Origin of the sequence: Burkholderia sp. MSMB1072, assembly GCF_001524725.1 — a bacterium.
GTDB lineage: Bacteria > Pseudomonadota > Gammaproteobacteria > Burkholderiales > Burkholderiaceae > Burkholderia.
The window spans coordinates 83908-102068 of sequence record NZ_LOYC01000017.1 but is presented as its reverse complement, the minus strand read 5'-3'; the positions used below and the strand labels follow the sequence as shown (position 1 = coordinate 102068).

Below are 18161 nucleotides of genomic sequence, written 5' to 3'. Positions count from 1 at the left end.
CTTATTCCGCTCGCACCGGCACGCGCGCGGCGACCGCGCACATCAGCTCGTAGCCGATCGTGCCGCAATGGCGCGCGACGTCGTCGATCGGCAGCGCGTTGCCCCACAGCTCGACGCGCGCGCCGACGCCGGCCTGCGGGCACGGCGTCAGGTCGACGGTGATCATGTCCATCGACACGCGACCGACGATCCGCGTGCGGATGCCGTCGACGATCACCGGCGTGCCTTCCGGCGCGACGCGCGGATAGCCGTCCGCGTAGCCGCACGCGACGACGCCGATCCGCATCCGCGCCTGCGCGGAGAACGTCGAGCCATAGCCGATCGCCTGGCCCTTCTCGATCGTCTGCACCGCGATCAGCTCGGACGCGAGCGTCATCGCGGGCTTCAACCCCGTGTCGGCGATATCGGACGACAGCCCGGACGGCGACGCGCCGTACAGCACGATCCCCGGCCGCACCCAGTCGAAGTGCGTGTCCGGATGCCACAGCACGGCCGCCGAATTCGCGAGACTGCGCGCGCCGGCGATGTTTTCCGCGCCGCGCTCGAACGTCGCGAGCTGCTCGGCGACGCCGCGCTCGTTGTCCGCATCCGAAAAATGGGTCATCAACGTGATCTGGCCGATGCCCGGGCACGCGCGGGCGCGCTCCCACGCGGCACGGTACTTCTCCGGCACGTAACCGAGCCGGTTCATCCCGCTGTTCATCTTGAGCTGCACGTTGACGGGCTTCGACAGCCGCGCCGTCTCCAGCATCCGCATCTGCTCGTCGTTGTGGACGGTCGTCGTCAGGCTGTAGCGGTCGATCACGTCGATGTCGGTCGAGCGGAAGAAGCCTTCGAGCAGCAGGATCGGGCCGGCCCAGCCGAGCTCGCGCAGCTTGACGGCTTCGTCGAGGTCGAGCAGCCCGAACCCGTCGGTACCGCGCAGGCCGGGGAACACGCGCGCGAGCCCGTGGCCGTATGCGTTCGCCTTGACGACCGCCCAGACCTTGGACGGGCCGGCATAGCGGCGGACGACGGAGAGATTGTTCGCCAGAGCGGCGGTGTGGATGGTGGCGGAGATCGGGCGCGGCATGGGAAATTTACGTAAAGACGCTTGCGAATCATCAGCTTACCGCGCCTTTTGAGCACCGAAGCCGACAATTGGCGGAACGATCGGGGAATCTTGCTAGTCCGAATTGCCGTATTTTCGTGTTATAAAGCCGTGCGCACAACCCATTTCGAACGGAATAAGCCGATCGCATACCAGGCGGCCTACGCGGCCCTGCCGCAGCGACGAAAGCATCGCATCAGATGAAAAAAGGTTTTTACACCATCATGGCCGCGCAGTTTTTCTCGTCGCTGGCCGACAATGCGCTTCTCATCGCCGCCATCGCCCTGCTGAAAGACCTCCACGCCCCCAACTGGATGACACCGCTGCTGAAGCTGTTCTTCGTGTTGTCGTATGTGGTGTTGGCGGCGTATGTCGGTGCGTTCGCGGATTCGCGCCCGAAGGGCCGCGTGATGTTCATCACCAACTCGATCAAGGTAGTCGGCTGCATGATCATGCTGTTCGGCGCCCACCCGCTGATTGCATACGGGATCGTCGGTTTCGGCGCGGCGGCCTACTCGCCCGCCAAGTACGGGATTCTCACCGAACTGCTGCCGGCCGACCGGCTGGTCGCCGCGAACGGCTGGATCGAAGGCACGACCGTCAGCTCGATCATCCTCGGCACCGTGCTCGGCGGCGCGCTGATCAGCCCGCACATCGCGTCGCACGTGATCGCGCACACGCCCGCCTGGATCGGCACGCCCGCCGAAGCCGCGATGGCGATCATCATGGCGATCTACGTGGTCGCCGCGCTGTTCAACCTGCGCATTCCCGACACGGGCGCCCGCTATCCGAAGCAGGAACGCGGCCCGGTCAAGCTGCTCACCGATTTCGCCGACTGCTTCATGGTGCTCTGGCGCGACAAGCTCGGCCAGATTTCGCTCGCGGTCACCACGCTGTTCTGGGGGGCCGGCGCGACGCTGCAGTTCATCGTGCTGAAATGGGCCGAGGTATCGCTCAACATGTCGCTGTCCGAAGGCGCGATCCTGCAGGCCGTGGTCGCGGTCGGCGTCGCGGCCGGCGCGATCGCCGCCGCCGCCCGGATTCCGCTGAAGAAGTCGCTGACCGTGCTGCCCGTCGGCATCGTCATGGGCATCGCGGTGATGCTGATGGCGTTCTACACGCGCGACCTGTTCCCGTCGCACTGGGCCGTGCACTTCGGCCATCTGCGCCTGCCGTTCTACCTGATCGTCGCCTACATCTTCCTGATCGGCGTCGGCGCGCTGTCCGGCTACTTCGTCGTGCCGATGAACGCGCTGCTGCAGCATCGCGGCCACGTGCTGCTGTCGGCCGGCCATTCGATCGCGGTGCAGAACTTCAACGAGAACCTGTCGGTGCTCGTGATGCTGTGCCTGTATGCGGTGCTCGTGTGGCTCGACGTGCCGGTCGGCGTCGTGATCGTGCTGTTCGGCACGTTCGTCTGCCTGACGATGTGGCTTGTGATGCGCCGCCACCAGGCGAACCAGCGTCAGTTCGACTCGGTTGCGCTGATCGGCGAATCGCGGCACTGACGCTACACTTTCCGTTTTCGTCCGCCGGCGCCGGTCGTCGAACCGGCACGTTGCCCTCATGACGCACCCGATACCCAACATCCTGACGATCGCCGGCTCCGATTCGGGCGGCGGCGCAGGCATCCAGGCCGACCTGAAGACGTTTTCCGCGCTCGGCGCGTATGGCGCGAGCGTGATCACCGCGCTGACCGCGCAGAACACGCGCGGCGTGACGGGCGTGCATGCGCCGGACGCCGCATTCGTCACCGCGCAACTCGACGCGGTGTTCGACGACATCCGCATCGATGCGGTCAAGATCGGGATGCTCGCCAACGCGGCGATCGTGCACGCGGTCGCCGACGCGCTGCGCCGTCACGCGCCGCGCTTCGTCGTGCTGGACACGGTGATGATCTCGAAGAGCGCCCACGCGCTGCTCGCGCCCGATGCCGTCGACGCGCTGCGCCACACGCTGCTGCCGCTCGCGACGGTCGTCACGCCGAACCTGCCCGAAGCGGCCGCCTTGCTGAACGATGCGCCCGCGTCCACCGAAGACGACATGGTCCGGCAAGGCCAGACCTTGCTGCAGACGGGCGCGCGCGCCGTGTTGATGAAGGGCGGCCACCTGCCCGACGTGTCCGCGAGCCCCGACTGGCTCGTCGACGCGACACGCACCGTGCGGCTCGACGGCGCGCGCCTGCCGGTCGGCAACACGCACGGCACCGGCTGCACGCTGTCGTCGGCGATCGCCGCGCTGCTGCCGCAGCGGCCCGACCTGGAAAGCGCGGTACGCGACGCCAAGACCTACCTGACCGGCGCGATCGCCGCGAGCGGCCAGCTCGACGTCGGCCACGGCGTCGGCCCGGTCCATCACTTTCATCGCTGGTGGTGAGCGCCGGCTGACGCAGCGTCAGCGATCCTGCGCCGCGAACGCCTGCGCGCGCGCCGGCCAGTCGTCGGGCACGACGAAACCGCGCGCCGTCTCGTGCCACGTGCCGTCGCGGCCCTTTTCATGGATGCCGATCAGGTCGGGCGCCTGGCGCGTCGCCAGCACGGGCGGCAGTTCCGGTGCGCTCGCCAGCGGCTCGGGCTCGACACCTGCGCCGGCGGCGGCTCGCCGCGGCGCCAGCCACGCCAGCCTCGGCAACACGCTCCATGCCGCGCCTTCACGCTGCGCGGCCGCCCACGCCGGCCACTGCGCGTGCGTCAACCAGAAACCGCGCGGGTGGTCCGGCGCGATTTCGGCGGACACCGGCGATACCGGTGTGCCGTACGGATGGAACAGCCAGCCCTTGATGAACATCTGCGCGTCGGACGGCGCGCCGTAGCCAAGCCGGGCAAAGCCGTCGTGTTCGCCCAGCCGCAACTGGTGGTCGAGCAGCCGGCTGCGCTTGCGATCGAACCGGTCGACGAGATTGGGGCCGACGAAGTCGGCGAGCGACGCGCCGTCGCGGACCGGCGCGCACAGATAGCACTTCACCGCGAGTTCCCAATGCAGGCGCCGGCCGTCCGGCGCATCGACGAGAAAATCGACTTCGCCGAGCGTGCGGCCGTTGCTGCGCAGCGGCAGATTGGCCGCGACGAGCCGCAGCGACGGCCCGTGCGTCAGAAAATACTCGAGCAGGCATTCGGCGTAGCGTCCGAGCCGGGTGGGCCGAAACCCGTCGAGCGCGCGATGCAGCGGCTCCGGCCGTGCATCGAGCGCGGCGAGCCACGCTTGCCCGGCCGCTTGCCCGGCCGCGTCCGGCCAGGGGCGTGCGAGCGGTGCGCCCGGCACTGCGGTGAGCAGGCTCGGGCTGGCCAGTAGCCAGCCCAGGTCGCGCACCGCGACGTCATGCAGCGTATCGACGAACGCGCACGCCGCGCCAGTCGTCATTGCCCGGTCGGGCCGTTCGCGTCGGCGCCTTCCGCACGCCGGAACGTGTCGCGCGCGAGGCACAGGTCGGCCCACGCCTTCGACTTGTCCTGCAGGCTGCGCAGCAGGTAGGCCGGGTGGTAAGTGACGATCACCGGCACGCCCTCGTACGCATGCACGCGGCCGCGCAGCGACGCGATGCTCGCGTCCGTCTTCAGCAGCGTCTGCGCGGCAAAACGGCCGAGCGCGACGATCAGCTTCGGCTTCACGAGCGCGACCTGGCGCTGCAGATAAGGCTCGCAGCTCGCGACCTCGTCCGGCTCCGGGTTGCGGTTGCCGGGCGGACGGCACTTGATCACGTTCGCGATGTACACGTTGTCGCCGCGCTTGAGCGACAGCGCCTGCAGCATGTTGTCGAGCAGCTTGCCGGCCTGGCCGACGAACGGCTCGCCCTGCTTGTCCTCGTTCTCGCCCGGCGCTTCGCCGATCAGCATCCAGTCCGCTTCGCGGTCGCCTACCCCGAACACGGTGTTGGTCCGCTTCTCGCACAGACGGCACAGCGTGCAGTCCGCCACGCGCGCGGCCAGCGCATCCCAGTCGAGCGCGGCGACCGGTGTGCCGGCGGGACGCGATTCGACGGCCGGCACGGAATCGTCCTGCGGCGCCGCGTCGAACCATGCGAAATCGTCGTCCGCAGCGGGCGACGCATCAGCCTTCGGCGGCATCGTATCGGGCGATGCGGCCGAGGCGGACGATACGGCCTGCGCGGGCGGGCGATCGCCATCGACGACACCGTGCGCCGGCGCCGGCGCCCGCGACTCGCGAGCCGGCAAGCCGCCGGCAGCGCCACGCGCGACGGCCGCTGGCGCGTCGTCCTGCCCCGGTGCACGCGCCGCACGCGTCGGCCGATCGGCCGCGACGACGGGACCGTCGTCGGCCGCCGCGGTTGGCGCGACGGCACGCGCGTCGGCTGCCGCGCCCTCGCCCGCGCGTTGCCCGCGCCGTACCCAGATCTGCGCGAGGCCCAGTTCCTCGAGCGCCGCTTCAGCCCACGCCATGCGCATCCCCCTCGTCCTTGTTCAGCGTCAGACGCATCACGATCGCGTCCTCCCGGCTGCGATGCTTCGCCGGATAGTAGTTCTTGCGCCGGCCGATCGTCACGAAGCCGAAGCGCTCGTACAGACGAATCGCGCGCGGATTGGACGGCCGCACCTCGAGCAGCACGCCGTCGAGCCGCTCCGCGCGCGAAATGCGCACCGCCTCGCGCAGCAGCGCGAGGCCCGCGCCCGCATGCTGCGCGGCCGGCGCGACGCACAGGTTCAGCAAATGCATCTCGTCGATCACGGGCATCAGCACGCAATAGCCGACGAGCGACCCGGTCACGTGCCGCAGGCACACGCCCAGATAGCCGTTGCGCAACGAATCCTCGAAGTTGCCGCGACTCCACGGGAATTCGTACGCGACCTGCTCGATCGCGACGACCTCGTCGAGATCGGCATCCGTCATCGGCGCCAGATAGCGGTCGCTCAGCAGGACACCCGTCATCCCTTCGCTCCGCCCGTCTGCGCGGCCCGTGCCGCGATGCGCTCGGCCGTGGTCTGCGCGACCTTGTCACGCACGTATTCGGGCGCGGCCCGGTCGGCCGGCACCGCACGCCCCGCGCGGAACGCGCGCAGCGCGGCATGCGCGACCGCCAGCGCATGCGGCAGCGCGTCGCCGTCGATCGCGGCGGCCCGCGCGGCGGCCGGCAATTGCGCGCCGAATGCCGCGGCCGCATTGCCGGCGAGCGTGAACGGCGCGTCGGGTACGCCGACCGCACCCGGTGCGTCGAGCGACGCCGGATGCACCGTGCGCCAGTCGCCGGCGCCGTCGTCCCACGCGAAATCCGCCCAGTAGGCTTCGTCCATCCGCGCGTCGAGCGCGGCGAGCACACGGGCCGTGCCGGGTGCGCGCAGCCGCGCGTGCTCGGCGCATGCGAGCAGCGTGCCGATCGGCACGACCGGCAGCCCGCCCCCGAACGCGAGGCCCTGGGTAATGCCCGTCGCGGTACGCAGGCCCGTGAACGAGCCGGGGCCCGCGCCGAACGCGATCGCGTCGCAATCGGCGAGCGTCAGCCCCGATTCGGCGAAGAGTTCCTGGATCGCCGGCAGCACGCGCGTGCTCGACACGGCGCCCGTCGGCTCGTGACGAACCCAGGTTTGCGGGGTGGAAACGGCGTCATCGGCCTGGGCCGAGCGCAGCAGCGCGACCGAGCAGTATTCGGTCGACGTATCGATGGCGAGGAGCACTGTTTGCGTCATGGCCGACATTGTAATGCGCCGCCCCGCTCCCACGGGCGATCGGGTCCGATCTGTGCGCACGCGCGGCGCCGGCCGCGGTTTGGAAGGATCGCTCGACCCCGCGCGACGGCTCGCTTGTTAAGATCGGCCGATCTGAAACCCTTACGGAGACACCCGATGAGCGACCTCACCGCCCGATTCGACCAGGCCCAGATCGACGTCAAGCAACTGACGGAGCGGCCGGGCAACCTGACCCTGCTGCGCCTGTACGCGCTCTTCAAGCAGGCGACCGACGGCGATGCGCACGGCGACAAGCCCGGCTTCACCGACATCGTGGGCAAATACAAGTACGATGCGTGGGACGCACTGAAGGGCACGTCGCAGGATGCGGCGAAGCAGCAGTACATCGAACTCGTCGAATCGCTGAAAAACGGCACGGCGTCCTGACCGGATCGCCCTCGCCGCAATCGGCAATCAAATCAGTGGCGCAGCGCAGCAAATTTCTCTATAATGCGGCCTGCGTCACCTCCCGCGCTCGGCTCGCAAGCCGTTCCGGCCCGACGCCTCGTAGCGTTAAGCTCCAATCCGGTTTAGAACCTGTCCCCTCCTGCTTCGACCCTCGCGGTCGTCAACTAGGCTGGCGGTCCCGCTCCTGAAGCGCGCCGCACCCAAAACAGCTTCTAATGCCTCATCCGCCGACGGTTCGGCGGATTGCACCCGTTTCCCGATTTGCTCGCTGAATCCGACGACTTGGGTATGCGCGATTGGCGCCGACGTTTCACCCACTGTGTTTCAAGGATTGTTATGACTTCGAGCATCAACTCCAGCCCGCTCAACGCGATCGCCGACCAGGCGCTCGGTCTCGACGCCGCCGCCGCACCGGCCGCAGTCGAACCGGCGTCGGACGAGCCGAGCTTCGCGTCGCTCGGGTTGTCGCCGGAGATCGTCTCCGCGCTGCAGGCCGCCGGCTACGTGAAGCCGACGCCGGTCCAGCAGCGCGCGATTCCGGCCGGCATCGCCGGCCGCGACCTGCTGGTGTCGAGCCCGACCGGTTCGGGCAAGACGGCCGCATTCATGCTGCCCGCGATCGAACGTTTCGCGCAGCTCCAGAAGACGCAGGCGCAGCAGCCGCGCGCGCCGCGTGAACCGAACCAGGGCGACCGCCGCGTGCGCCGCCCGCAACCCGTCGCGCGCCCGGGCCTGCTCGTGCTGACGCCGACCCGCGAACTCGCGATGCAGGTCACGACGGCCGCATCGACGTACGGCAAGCATCTGAAGCGCCTGCGCACGGTCAGCATTCTCGGCGGCGTCGCCTACGGCCAGCAGCTGATGCTGCTCGCGAAGAACCCGGAAATCCTGGTCGCCACGCCGGGCCGCCTGCTCGATCACCTCGAGCGCGGCCGCATCGACCTGTCGGAACTGAAGATGCTCGTGCTCGACGAAGCCGACCGCATGCTCGACATGGGCTTCATCGAAGACATCGAAACGATCGTCGCCGCCACGCCGGAATCGCGCCAGACGATGCTGTTCTCGGCCACGCTCGACGGCAAGATCGGTTCGTTGACGAGCCGCCTGCTGAAGGACCCGGAGCGCATCGAGATCCAGCAGCGCCTCGAGTCGCGCGCAAATATCGCGCAGACCGTCCATTACGTCGACGATCGCGACCACAAGGATCGCCTGCTCGATCACCTGCTGCGCGACGACGCGCTCGACCAGGCGATCATCTTCACGGCGACCAAGATCGACGCCGATCAGCTCGCCGGCCGTCTCGCCGACGCAGGCTTCGAATCGGCCGCGCTGCACGGCGACCTGCCGCAAGGCGCGCGTAACCGCACGATTCGTGCGCTGCGCGAACGCCGCGTGCGCGTGCTGGTGGCCACCGACGTCGCTGCCCGCGGCATCGACATCCCGGGCATCACGCACGTGTTCAACTACGATCTGCCGAAGTTCGCGGAAGACTACGTGCACCGTATCGGCCGTACCGGTCGCGCAGGCCGTTCGGGTATCGCGGTGAGCCTCGTGCATCATGCCGAGCAAGGCGCGCTCAAGCGCATCGAGCGCTTCGTGCGCTCGCCGCTGCCGGTCAACGTGATCGAAGGTTTCGAGCCGCGCAAGGCTCCCCCGCGCAACGGCGGCAACGGCGGCCGCGGCCGCCCGGGTGGCGGTAACGGCGGTCGTCGTTTCGGCGGCAAGCCGGGTGGCGGTTATGCGGGCAACGGCAACGGCGCCGGCCGCAGCTACGGCGGCGGCAATGGCGGCGGCTGGAGCGGCAAGCCCGGCGGCAGCCGTGACGGCGGCCCGCGTCGCGACGGTCAGCGCAGCGGCGGCCCGCGCCGCGGCAATTCGGCATCGTAAGGTAAGCACACACGGGCGGCCCGCAGCCGCCCTGCGGATCGGCCACCCCGGCCATCCAGCCAACCGGCGCATCCGCGCCGGTTTTTTTTGCCTCGCCGCCAATTTCACGATGCGGAAAATTTTTTTGCGTCGTAAAAAATCATGCTGCAAGGCACAAGCCTGGCGATTGCGGGATAGGAAAACGCATTTCTTATCTCGAAATTAATTCGGCAAACCATTGATTCAAAACAACTAAAAAATTCGCCGCCTCCCGAAATAGCCCCTGTTTCGCTCCCGCCGATTTGCCTAGACTCTTATACAAGACTTCGCGAAACGGAATGCACCGCTTCCCCGCTTCGCGAACGGCATCACCACCGTCAGATTCGGCCGTCACGCCTACACCGCATCAAGGAGCTCATCATGTCGCGTCAGCAACAGGCACAGGAACTGCAGCAGCAATGGGAAACCGATCCGCGCTGGAAGGGCATCAAGCGCAACTACTTGGCTGAGGACGTGGTCCGCCTGCGCGGCTCGATCCCGATCGAGCACACGCTGGCCAAGCGCGGCGCGGAAAAACTGTGGAGCCTCATCAACAACGAGCCGTTCGTCAACGCACTCGGCGCACTGACCGGCAACCAGGCGATGCAGCAGGTGAAGGCCGGCCTGAAGGCCATCTACCTGTCCGGCTGGCAAGTGGCCGGCGACGCGAACGTCGCGGGCGAAATGTACCCGGACCAGTCGCTGTACCCGGCCAACTCGGTGCCGCTCGTCGTGAAGCGCATCAACAACACGCTGACGCGCGCCGACCAGATCCAGTGGTCGGAAGGCAAGAACCCGGGCGACGAAGGCTACGTCGATTTCTTCGCGCCGATCGTCGCCGATGCGGAAGCCGGCTTCGGCGGCGTGCTGAATGCATTCGAACTGATGAAGGCGATGATCGAGGCCGGCGCATCGGGCGTTCACTTCGAAGATCAGCTCGCATCGGTGAAGAAATGCGGGCACATGGGCGGCAAGGTGCTCGTGCCGACACGCGAAGCCGTCGCGAAGCTGTCGGCCGCGCGTCTCGCGGCCGACGTGATGGGCACGCCGACCGTGCTGGTAGCCCGCACCGACGCGGAAGCGGCCGATCTGATCACGTCCGACATCGACGACAACGACAAGCCGTTCCTGACGGGCGAGCGCACGGTGGAAGGCTTCTTCCGCACGAAGCCGGGCCTCGAACAGGCCATCTCGCGCGGCCTCGCGTACGCGCCGTACGCGGACCTGATCTGGTGCGAAACCGGCAAGCCCGATCTCGAGTACGCGAAGAAGTTCGCGGAAGCGATCCACAAGCAGTTCCCGGGCAAGCTGCTGTCGTACAACTGCTCGCCGTCGTTCAACTGGAAGAAGAACCTCGACGACGCGACGATCGCGAAGTTCCAGAAGGAGCTCGGCGCGATGGGCTACAAGTTCCAGTTCATTACGCTGGCCGGCTTCCATGCGCTGAACTACTCGATGTTCAACCTCGCGCACGGCTATGCACGCACGCAGATGAGCGCGTTCGTCGAACTGCAGCAGGCGGAGTTCGCGGCAGCCGACAAGGGCTTCACGGCCGTCAAGCACCAGCGCGAGGTCGGCACCGGCTACTTCGACGCGGTGACGCAGACGGTCGAACGCGAAGCGTCGACGACCGCGCTGCATGGCTCGACCGAGGACGAACAGTTCTTCGACGGCAAGAAGGTCGCGTAACACGCGCGGGCGTGACGCCGATGCCGCCGCGTCTCGCGACGCCGCGGCATCGGCCACCGGACAACAATCAGGGAGGAGACGGCAGGCGCGCGAGTCCCATTGCGCGACCGACCACGCGGCCTGCGGGCCGCCAGCAACGATGCGCGCCGGCTTCGTCCGGCGCGCCCTTTTTCGACGGCGCAGCCCGCCCTGCCACGGCCGGCGCCGCCCTAACGATAGACGATCACCGGAATTTTCGTATGGGTCAGCACGCGCTGCGTCTCGCTGCCGATCAGCAGGCTGCCGAGCCCGCGGCGTCCGTGGGATGCCATGAAGATCACGTCGCAGCCGCCGCGCTCGGCCGCCTCGATGATGCCGAGATACGGCGACGGATGCACGCTCGTCCACGTGTCGCACGCGACCCCGGCCGCCTTCGCGGCCGCTTCCACCTCGTCGAGATGCGCACGCGCCTCGCGCTCGCTGCGTGCGCGGAAATCGGCGGGCGGCTCGATGATCACTTCGGAAAACGGCGAGTACGGGTATTGCGGCAAGCACGCGTAGGCCGTCACGCGCGCGCCGACCGCACGAGCCAGGTCGATCGCACCGTCGATCGCCTTCTTCGACAGTTCGGAACCGTCGGTTGGAACGAGGATGTGCCGGAACATCGCGCCCTCCTTCGTCAATCGCACGCACGCCGCGACTCCAGCCGAGCCGGCCGCGACACGGCGCGCATGCCTCTTACGATTGTAGTGTGCGAAATCGCGCTCACCGGCTCGCCAGCGGGTTCGCCCTCATATCGGAAACACGCGGGCGGGTGTCGCCTACTCGCCCCAATAGCCGGGCCGCTCGTACGTGTGCTTCAGGTAATCGAGAAACAGGCGCACCCGCAGCGGCAGATGCCGGCGCTGCGGAAACACCGCATGGATGCCGATCGGCGGCGCGGCGAACGCGTCGAGCACGCTGACGAGCCGGCCGGCCGCGATGTCCTCGCCGACTTCCCACCACGAGCGCCACGCGAGCCCGTGGCCTTCGAGGCACCACTCGTGCAGCACCGCGCCGTCCGAGCATTCCATCGTGCCGTTCACGCGGATCGACACGACCTTGCCGTCCTCCTGGAACGACCAGCCGCGCTGCTGGTTCGCATTCGCCGCGAGCGCGAGGCAGTTGTGACGAGCGAGTTCCGCGAGCGTGGCGGGCGTGCCGCGCCGCGCGAGATACGCAGGGGACGCGACGCACACGCGGCGGTTCTCGCCGAGCTTGAGCGACACCAGCGACGAATCGGGCAGCTCGCCGAGCCGCACCGCGCAATCGAACCCTTCGTTGACGAGGTCGACCATCCGGTCGGACAGGTCGAGCGTGACCGACACGTCCGGGTGCCCGACGCTGAATTCGGGCACGAGCGGCGCGACGTGCCGCCGGCCGAAGCCGGCCGGCGCGGAAATCCGCAGGTGGCCGCTGGCCTTGACGCCGCCGGCGGACACGCTCGCCTCCGCGTTCTGCATGTCGTTGATGATGCGCTGGCAGTCCTCCAGGAACGCCGAACCCTCGAACGTCAGCGTGAGCTTGCGCGTCGTGCGCACCAGGAGCTTCACGCCGAGCCGCTCCTCGAGCGCGTCGAGGCGGCGGCCGATGATCGCCGGCGCGACGCCTTCCGCGTGCGCAGCCGCCGACAGGCTGCCTTTCGCCGCGACCGCGGCGAACGTTTCGATCTGTTTGAACCGGTCCATGACTCTCGCAAGAACGGCGTCGCCGCCCTTCAAATGGCTTGAGCCGCCAAGATTAGGTATATGAAAGTAAAAGATCAAGTGATGATTAGCGTCTTTTTTAGCACCTTCGATCACGAATAGAATCGATCCGACCTCTGAAACTGGAGCGCAAGGCTATGTCGGCCACAACGACACTCTCCTCTCCCGACGCCATCCTCTTCGACGCATTCGGCACGTTGTTCGACGTGCGCGCCGTGCTGGCCGCGGCAGAGCAGATGTTTCCCGGTCACGGGGAACGGCTGTCGCAGCTGTGGCGCCGCAAGCAGATCGAATACTCGCAGTTGCGCACGCTCGCCGACCCGGCCGGCGCCCGCTATCGCCCGTTCCGGGACATCACGCTCGATGCGCTGCGGTTCGCCGCGCGCCGGCTCGGGCTCGCGCTGAACAGCGCGGCCGAGAAGCGGCTGATGGACGAATACGCGTGCCTGTCCACCTATCCCGACACGGTGCCCGCGCTGCGCAAGCTGCGCGCGCTCGACCCGCGCCCGCCGCTCGCGATCCTGTCGAACGGCACCCCGCAAATGCTCGACATCGCGATCAAGAGCGCCGGCATGTCCGGACTGTTCGATCGCGTGCTGTCGGCCGACACCGTACGCGCGTACAAGCCGAGCCCGGCCGCCTACGCGCTCGGCACCGCCGCGTTCGGGCCGAACCCGCGCGACATCGTGTTCGTGTCGTCGAACGCGTGGGACGTCGCCGGCGCCACCTGGTTCGGCTATACGACGTTCTGGCTCAACCGCACGGGCGCGCCCGCCGAGGAACTCGGCGCGCCGCCCGACGGCACGGGCACCGGCATGGCCGACCTGCTCGCCTTCCTCGCCACCCCGGCTCCGTCCGGCAGACCCGCAAACCGCACGCGCCCCGGCCCGGGTGCATGACGTTCGCCGCTGCCGCCTTCCCCCTTCACCGAAACCGCAACTGACCGACCAAGGAGATGAGACTCATGAGCACCCCGATCACGCTGCCGCAAGGCATGACGATCACCGGCGAAATCAAGCCGGGTTACGAAGCCATCCTGACGCCCGACGCGCTGGCACTCGTCGCGGCGCTGCACCGCACGTTCGAATCGCGCCGCCAGGCGCTGCTGCAGGCGCGCGTCGAGCGCACGAAACGCCTCGACGCGGGCGAGCGCCCGGACTTCCTGGCCGAGACGAAGGCGATTCGCGAAGGCGACTGGACGGTCGCGCCGCTGCCGGCCGACCTGCAATGCCGGCGGGTCGAGATCACGGGCCCCGTCGAGCGCAAGATGATCATCAACGCGCTGAACTCGGGCGCCGATTCGTACATGACGGACTTCGAGGATTCGAACGCGCCGAGCTGGACGAACCAGATCGACGGCCAGATCAACCTGAAGGACGCGGTGCGCCGCACGATCTCGCTCGAGCAGAACGGCAAGTCGTACAAGCTGAACGACAAGGTCGCGACGCTGATCGTGCGCCCGCGCGGCTGGCACCTCGACGAGAAACACGTGACGGTCGACGGCCAGCGCGTGTCCGGCGGCATCTTCGATTTCGCGCTGTTCCTGTTCCACAACGCGAAGGAACTGATCGCGCGCGGCTCGGGCCCGTACTTCTACCTGCCGAAGATGGAAAGCCATCTCGAGGCGCGCCTCTGGAACGACATCTTCGTTGCCGCGCAGGAAGCGATCGGCGTGCCGCGCGGCACGATCCGCGCGACGGTGCTGATCGAGACGATCCTCGCCGCGTTCGAGATGGACGAGATCCTGTACGAACTGCGCGAACACAGCTCGGGCCTGAACGCCGGCCGCTGGGACTACATCTTCTCGGCGATCAAGAAGTTCAAGAACGATCGCGACTTCTGCCTGGCCGACCGTTCGAAGATCACGATGACGGTGCCGTTCATGCGTGCGTATGCGCTGCTGCTGCTGAAGACCTGCCACAAGCGCAACGCGCCGGCGATCGGCGGGATGAGTGCGCTGATCCCGATCAAGAACGATCCGGAAGCGAACGACAAGGCGATGGGCGGCGTGCGCTCGGACAAGCAGCGCGACGCGACCGACGGCTACGACGGCGGCTGGGTCGCGCACCCGGGCCTCGTGCCGATCGCGATGGAAGAGTTCGTCAAGGTGCTCGGCGACAAGCCGAACCAGATCGCGAAGCAGCGCGACGACGTGCAGGTCGAAGGCAGGAACCTGCTCGACTTCCAGCCGGAAGCGCCGATCACCGAAGCCGGCCTGCGCAACAACATCAACGTCGGGATCCACTACCTCGGCGCGTGGCTCGACGGCAACGGCTGCGTGCCGATCCACAACCTGATGGAAGACGCGGCCACGGCCGAGATTTCCCGCTCGCAGGTATGGCAATGGATCCGCTCGCCGAAGGGCGTGCTCGACGACGGCCGCAAGGTCACGGCCGAACTCGTGCGTGAATTCGCGAAAATCGAGCTCGACAACGTGAAGCGCTCGGTCGGCGGCAACACGCAGCCGTACGAACGCGCAGCGGCGATCTTCGAGCAGATGTCGACGTCGGAAGGCTTCACCGAATTCCTGACGCTGCCGCTGTACGAGGAAATCTGACGACGACGCCGTTGCGTCGCCGGCCGGCCACGCCATGCCGGCGGTCGCATGCGACGGCAGCACGAAAAAAGCGCCCCGCGGGGCGCTTTCTTTTTTACGGCGATTCCAGCCGCCGTCCGCAAGCAAGCTCAGGCGGTTTCCTGCTCGCGCCGGTACTGAACCCAGTCGCCGGACGCGATGCGCGGGCGCCCCGCCGCCGCATGCGCGGCAACCGGATAATACAGGCACGCGTACTGCCGGCCGCCGAGTTCGACGGTCACCTCTTCCGGTTTGAACAGCGAGTCGACGCCCGGATAGACGCGCTCGATCTCGTCGAGTACCGGGATGAGCCGCTCGTCGATCTCGTAGACGTCGCCCCAGACCAGCGACTTGCCGGCCGGCCCGGCGAGCATGCCCGGGTACGTGCCGAAATCGTACAGCTCGCCCGGCAGCGCGGCCGCACCCAGCAGCGTCGGCGCGGCGATTCCGTGACGGGCGGCCGCCTCGCCGATGTCGTTGGCCTGTCCGGCTCTCAAGGTGCCATAGACGAATACGTGGCGCATCGTGGTTCTCCTCTTCGATTCGTATGTTGCCGTGTTCGCGGGCGATCGGCGTGCGATCGGCGTGCAATTGCGCACGCATCGATAGACCGCGATACCGCCCCGATGGTTCGAACCGCCGGGGGCGGGCGACCGCGGGCGGTCGCCCCGGATTCGCCGATGCCCACACAAAGTTCATTTGAACCCGGCATGATGGCCCGAAAAACCGCCGCATGCGCTTATGCGGCGCCTTCTAAAATAACGGCATCGCCGCCGCGCTGCCCGAACCGTTCATGAATCCGCCCGCCCAAGCCGACGTATCGAACCCGTACGACGTCATCGACATTCCGCCGGAATTCGCGCCGACGGCCGTCCATCCGATGCGGGTACGCGCACGGCAGGTCGATGCCGGCCGCCGCATTCCGCTGCACACGCATGCATGGGCGCAGCTCGCGTACGCGTCGCGCGGCGTGCTGCGCGTCGCGACGACCGGCACGACCTGGATGGTGCCGCCGTCCCGTGCGATCTGGGTGCCGCCGCGCGTGACGCACGAGGTCGTGATCGTCGAAGAGGCCTATTTGCGCACGCTGTATATCGACGAGTCGATCGTGCCGGGCGGGCTCGATGCATGCCGCGTCGTCGAGGTGACGGGGCTGCTGCGCGAGCTGATCGTCGCACTCGATGCGCGCGACCTGAGCGCCGCGCGCGAGCGCCTGCTGTGCGGGCTCGTGCTCGACGAGCTGAGTCATGCCGAACCGTTGCCGCTCGCGGTGCCGATGCCCGACGAGAAACGGCTGCGCCTGCTGTGCGAATCGGTACTCGCGCACCCCGCGCACGCGGAGTCGCTCGAGCACTGGGCGAGCGAGGTCGGCGCGAGCACGCGCACGATATCGCGGCTCTTCAAGCAGGAACTGGGCGTGAGCTTTTCGCAGTGGCGCCAGCAGGCGCTGCTCGCGCGGGCGATCCCACTGCTGAACCAGGGGCGCCCGCTGTCGCATATCGCGCGTGAGCTCGGCTACCAGAGCCAGAGCGCGTTCTCGGCCATGTTCCGTCGTGCGTTCGGTGAAAGCCCGCGCGCGTTCATGCTGCGCGGCTACGAGCATCGAGGCCCGGACGGTGCCGCCGCGGACAGCGAAACGCCAGACGACGACGCGATCGACACGGCCCGCTGATCACTCGCTCCGGCGCGCCGGACCGTCAGACCGGCCGCACCATGTGGCGGATCGAGCCGAGTTGCGCGAGCCGCGGCCCGGTGACCCGGTAGCCCATGCGCAGGTACAAATGCGCGGCGGGATTGTCGACGAACACGCGCAACTGCAGTTCGTGCAGCCCGCGCGCACGCGCCCAACGATGCGACATCTCGAGCAGGTAGGTGCCGGCGCCCTGGCCGCGATGGCCGGCCGCGATCTGCACGTCGCGGATATGCAGCGAATCGCCCTCCTCGGTCACGCGCAGCACGCCGATGCGCTCGCCGTCGGCCTCGAGGATGAAGTTCTCGGATTCGCGCCAGCTCGCATAGAACAGATCGCTGCGCCACACGAGCCCATGGCGCTTGTAGTAGCCGCCCATGTTGCCGTGCGTCAACGCTTCGGCATACGGAAAATCGCCGGGCTCCGCGGGCCGGAGCTGATACAGGAGTCGCAGGTCGGTCGGATCGAGCATCGCGCAGGAGTCGGAAACACATCCCGCCACGATAGCGCAGTCGCATGCGGATGCAATCGCGAATTTCTCGTAGGGTCGCGACATCCGATGCAGCACGCGGTATGGATGGCACGCGCACCCGGAAGTGCACACGAAAAAGCCCGCGCGAGGCGGGCTTCTTCATTTTCTGGCGGAGCGGACGGGACTCGCCTACGTCCCGCAGGCCGCGGCTGCGCTTGCAAGCACAGCCCTTCGAGTCCCGCCGGAAGCCGCGCAGGCGGCTTCCTCCGCCCCGCAGTCACGTGCCCGCAAGCGGGCACGATGAGCGATACCAATGAAAAAGCCCGCACGAGGCGGGCTTCTTCATTTTCTGGCGGAGCGGACGGGACTCGAACCCGCGACCCCCGGCGTGACAGGCCGGTATTCTAACCGACTGAACTACCGCTCCAGTCTTGCTGCTTGCCTGGCAGGCGTCGGTTACTTCCTGCCGGCGCGCCGTTTGTTCGAACGACGCCGAAATCTGGCGTCCCCTAGGGGATTCGAACCCCTGTACTCACCGTGAAAGGGTGATGTCCTAGGCCTCTAGACGAAGGGGACAACGTACTGCTTACATCCTTAACGAGAAAGCCCGTTCAAAACGCTTTTGAACGGGCTTCGTTCTGGCGGAGCGGACGGGGCTCGAACCCGCGACCCCCGGCGTGACAGGCCGGTATTCTAACCAACTGAACTACCGCTCCAGCTTTTCTGCACCACCGCCCGCAGGATCTCGTCACGTTCCTGCACGCGTTGCGACACTTCTACGAAACGCCGCTGAATCTGGCGTCCCCTAGGGGATTCGAACCCCTGTACTCACCGTGAAAGGGTGATGTCCTAGGCCTCTAGACGAAGGGGACTACGTACTGCTTACATCTTTAATACAAAAGCCCGCTCAAAAACGTCTTGAACGGGCTT

The 18161-nt window shown here is 67.5% G+C and carries 17 protein-coding genes and 4 tRNA genes; 8 read left to right on the top strand and 13 right to left on the bottom strand.

Going from position 1 to position 18161, the window contains the following annotated elements:
* Position 1: 1 nt before the first annotated feature.
* Positions 2–1072, bottom strand: coding sequence for an alanine racemase (gene alr, locus WS89_RS09055; protein ID WP_059505874.1), 1071 nt, complete (start codon positions 1070–1072; stop codon positions 2–4).
* A gap of 218 nt (positions 1073–1290) precedes the next feature.
* On the opposite strand from alr, the gene lplT reads away from it, so the two are divergent.
* On the top strand, positions 1291–2598 hold the full coding sequence (gene lplT / locus WS89_RS09050) for a lysophospholipid transporter LplT (RefSeq protein ID WP_059505873.1): 1308 nt from the start codon (positions 1291–1293) through the stop codon (positions 2596–2598).
* Between the two features lie 58 nt (positions 2599–2656).
* Positions 2657–3466 (top strand): bifunctional hydroxymethylpyrimidine kinase/phosphomethylpyrimidine kinase, encoded by an 810-nt coding sequence (gene thiD, locus WS89_RS09045; protein ID WP_059790553.1) that lies wholly within the window; start codon positions 2657–2659, stop codon positions 3464–3466.
* An 18-nt stretch (positions 3467–3484) separates the two neighbouring features.
* On the opposite strand, the gene WS89_RS09040 is transcribed toward thiD, so the two are convergent.
* From WS89_RS09040 to tsaB, 4 genes are read right to left on the bottom strand one after another with little or no spacing between them, the layout of a single operon-like run.
* Positions 3485–4450, bottom strand: a complete 966-nt coding sequence (locus WS89_RS09040) for a DUF1853 family protein (protein ID WP_059790551.1) — start codon at positions 4448–4450, stop codon at positions 3485–3487.
* Entirely contained in the window at positions 4447–5487 is a 1041-nt protein-coding gene (locus WS89_RS09035) for a uracil-DNA glycosylase (protein WP_059790788.1), read from the bottom strand. The genes WS89_RS09040 and WS89_RS09035 overlap by 4 nt, the downstream gene beginning before the upstream one ends.
* Entirely contained in the window at positions 5474–5974 is a 501-nt protein-coding gene (rimI, locus tag WS89_RS09030) for a ribosomal protein S18-alanine N-acetyltransferase (protein ID WP_059790550.1), read from the bottom strand. Before rimI ends, WS89_RS09035 begins: the two co-directional genes overlap by 14 nt.
* Positions 5971–6738 (bottom strand): tRNA (adenosine(37)-N6)-threonylcarbamoyltransferase complex dimerization subunit type 1 TsaB, encoded by a 768-nt coding sequence (tsaB, locus tag WS89_RS09025; RefSeq protein ID WP_059790548.1) that lies wholly within the window; start codon positions 6736–6738, stop codon positions 5971–5973. Before tsaB ends, rimI begins: the two co-directional genes overlap by 4 nt.
* 147 nt (positions 6739–6885) lie before the next feature.
* Between tsaB and WS89_RS09020 the strand changes: the two genes are divergently transcribed.
* The 3 genes from WS89_RS09020 (at position 6886) to aceA (ending at position 10770) form a co-directional block, all read left to right on the top strand.
* Positions 6886–7155, top strand: a complete 270-nt coding sequence (locus WS89_RS09020) for an acyl-CoA-binding protein (protein WP_059505862.1) — start codon at positions 6886–6888, stop codon at positions 7153–7155.
* Between the two features lie 357 nt (positions 7156–7512).
* Positions 7513–9063, top strand: a complete 1551-nt coding sequence (locus WS89_RS09015; protein WP_059505860.1) for a DEAD/DEAH box helicase — start codon at positions 7513–7515, stop codon at positions 9061–9063.
* A 399-nt stretch (positions 9064–9462) separates the two neighbouring features.
* A complete protein-coding gene (aceA, locus tag WS89_RS09010) occupies positions 9463–10770 on the top strand; it encodes an isocitrate lyase (RefSeq protein WP_059505858.1) in 1308 nt (435 codons plus the stop codon).
* A gap of 209 nt (positions 10771–10979) precedes the next feature.
* Here the strand turns inward: aceA and WS89_RS09005 are convergent, their stop codons facing one another.
* Together WS89_RS09005 and WS89_RS09000 are read right to left on the bottom strand one after the other, a co-directional pair.
* Complete coding sequence (locus tag WS89_RS09005; RefSeq protein WP_059506097.1) at positions 10980–11414, bottom strand: universal stress protein; 435 nt, start codon at positions 11412–11414, stop codon at positions 10980–10982.
* A gap of 156 nt (positions 11415–11570) precedes the next feature.
* Entirely contained in the window at positions 11571–12476 is a 906-nt protein-coding gene (locus tag WS89_RS09000) for a LysR family transcriptional regulator (protein ID WP_059790546.1), read from the bottom strand.
* Between the two features lie 155 nt (positions 12477–12631).
* Here WS89_RS09000 and WS89_RS08995 point away from each other — a divergent pair, with 155 nt between their 5' ends.
* Both WS89_RS08995 and aceB read left to right on the top strand, forming a co-directional pair.
* A complete protein-coding gene (locus WS89_RS08995) occupies positions 12632–13393 on the top strand; it encodes a haloacid dehalogenase type II (protein ID WP_059790544.1) in 762 nt (253 codons plus the stop codon).
* Between the two features lie 65 nt (positions 13394–13458).
* Positions 13459–15051: a malate synthase A gene (gene aceB / locus WS89_RS08990; protein WP_034207691.1), complete on the top strand. Its 1593-nt coding sequence runs from the start codon at positions 13459–13461 to the stop codon at positions 15049–15051.
* Positions 15052–15179: 128 nt separating this feature from the next.
* On the opposite strand, the gene WS89_RS08985 is transcribed toward aceB, so the two are convergent.
* A complete protein-coding gene (locus WS89_RS08985; protein WP_059790542.1) occupies positions 15180–15593 on the bottom strand; it encodes a gamma-glutamylcyclotransferase family protein in 414 nt (137 codons plus the stop codon).
* A 269-nt stretch (positions 15594–15862) separates the two neighbouring features.
* Between WS89_RS08985 and WS89_RS08980 the strand changes: the two genes are divergently transcribed.
* The gene (locus WS89_RS08980) at positions 15863–16741 is read left to right on the top strand and encodes an AraC family transcriptional regulator (RefSeq protein WP_059505850.1); all 879 of its coding nucleotides are present in this window, start codon (positions 15863–15865) and stop codon (positions 16739–16741) included.
* Positions 16742–16766: 25 nt separating this feature from the next.
* Here the strand turns inward: WS89_RS08980 and WS89_RS08975 are convergent, their stop codons facing one another.
* The 5 genes from WS89_RS08975 to WS89_RS08955 form a co-directional block, all read right to left on the bottom strand.
* Positions 16767–17231, bottom strand: coding sequence for a GNAT family N-acetyltransferase (locus tag WS89_RS08975; RefSeq protein WP_034207694.1), 465 nt, complete (start codon positions 17229–17231; stop codon positions 16767–16769).
* Positions 17232–17581: 350 nt separating this feature from the next.
* Positions 17582–17658, bottom strand: a tRNA-Asp gene (locus WS89_RS08970).
* 73 nt (positions 17659–17731) lie between these two features.
* Positions 17732–17807 (bottom strand) — tRNA-Glu (locus WS89_RS08965).
* A gap of 63 nt (positions 17808–17870) precedes the next feature.
* Positions 17871–17947, bottom strand: a tRNA-Asp gene (locus WS89_RS08960).
* A gap of 80 nt (positions 17948–18027) precedes the next feature.
* A tRNA-Glu gene (locus WS89_RS08955) sits at positions 18028–18103 on the bottom strand.
* Between the last annotated feature and the right edge of the window lie 58 nt (positions 18104–18161).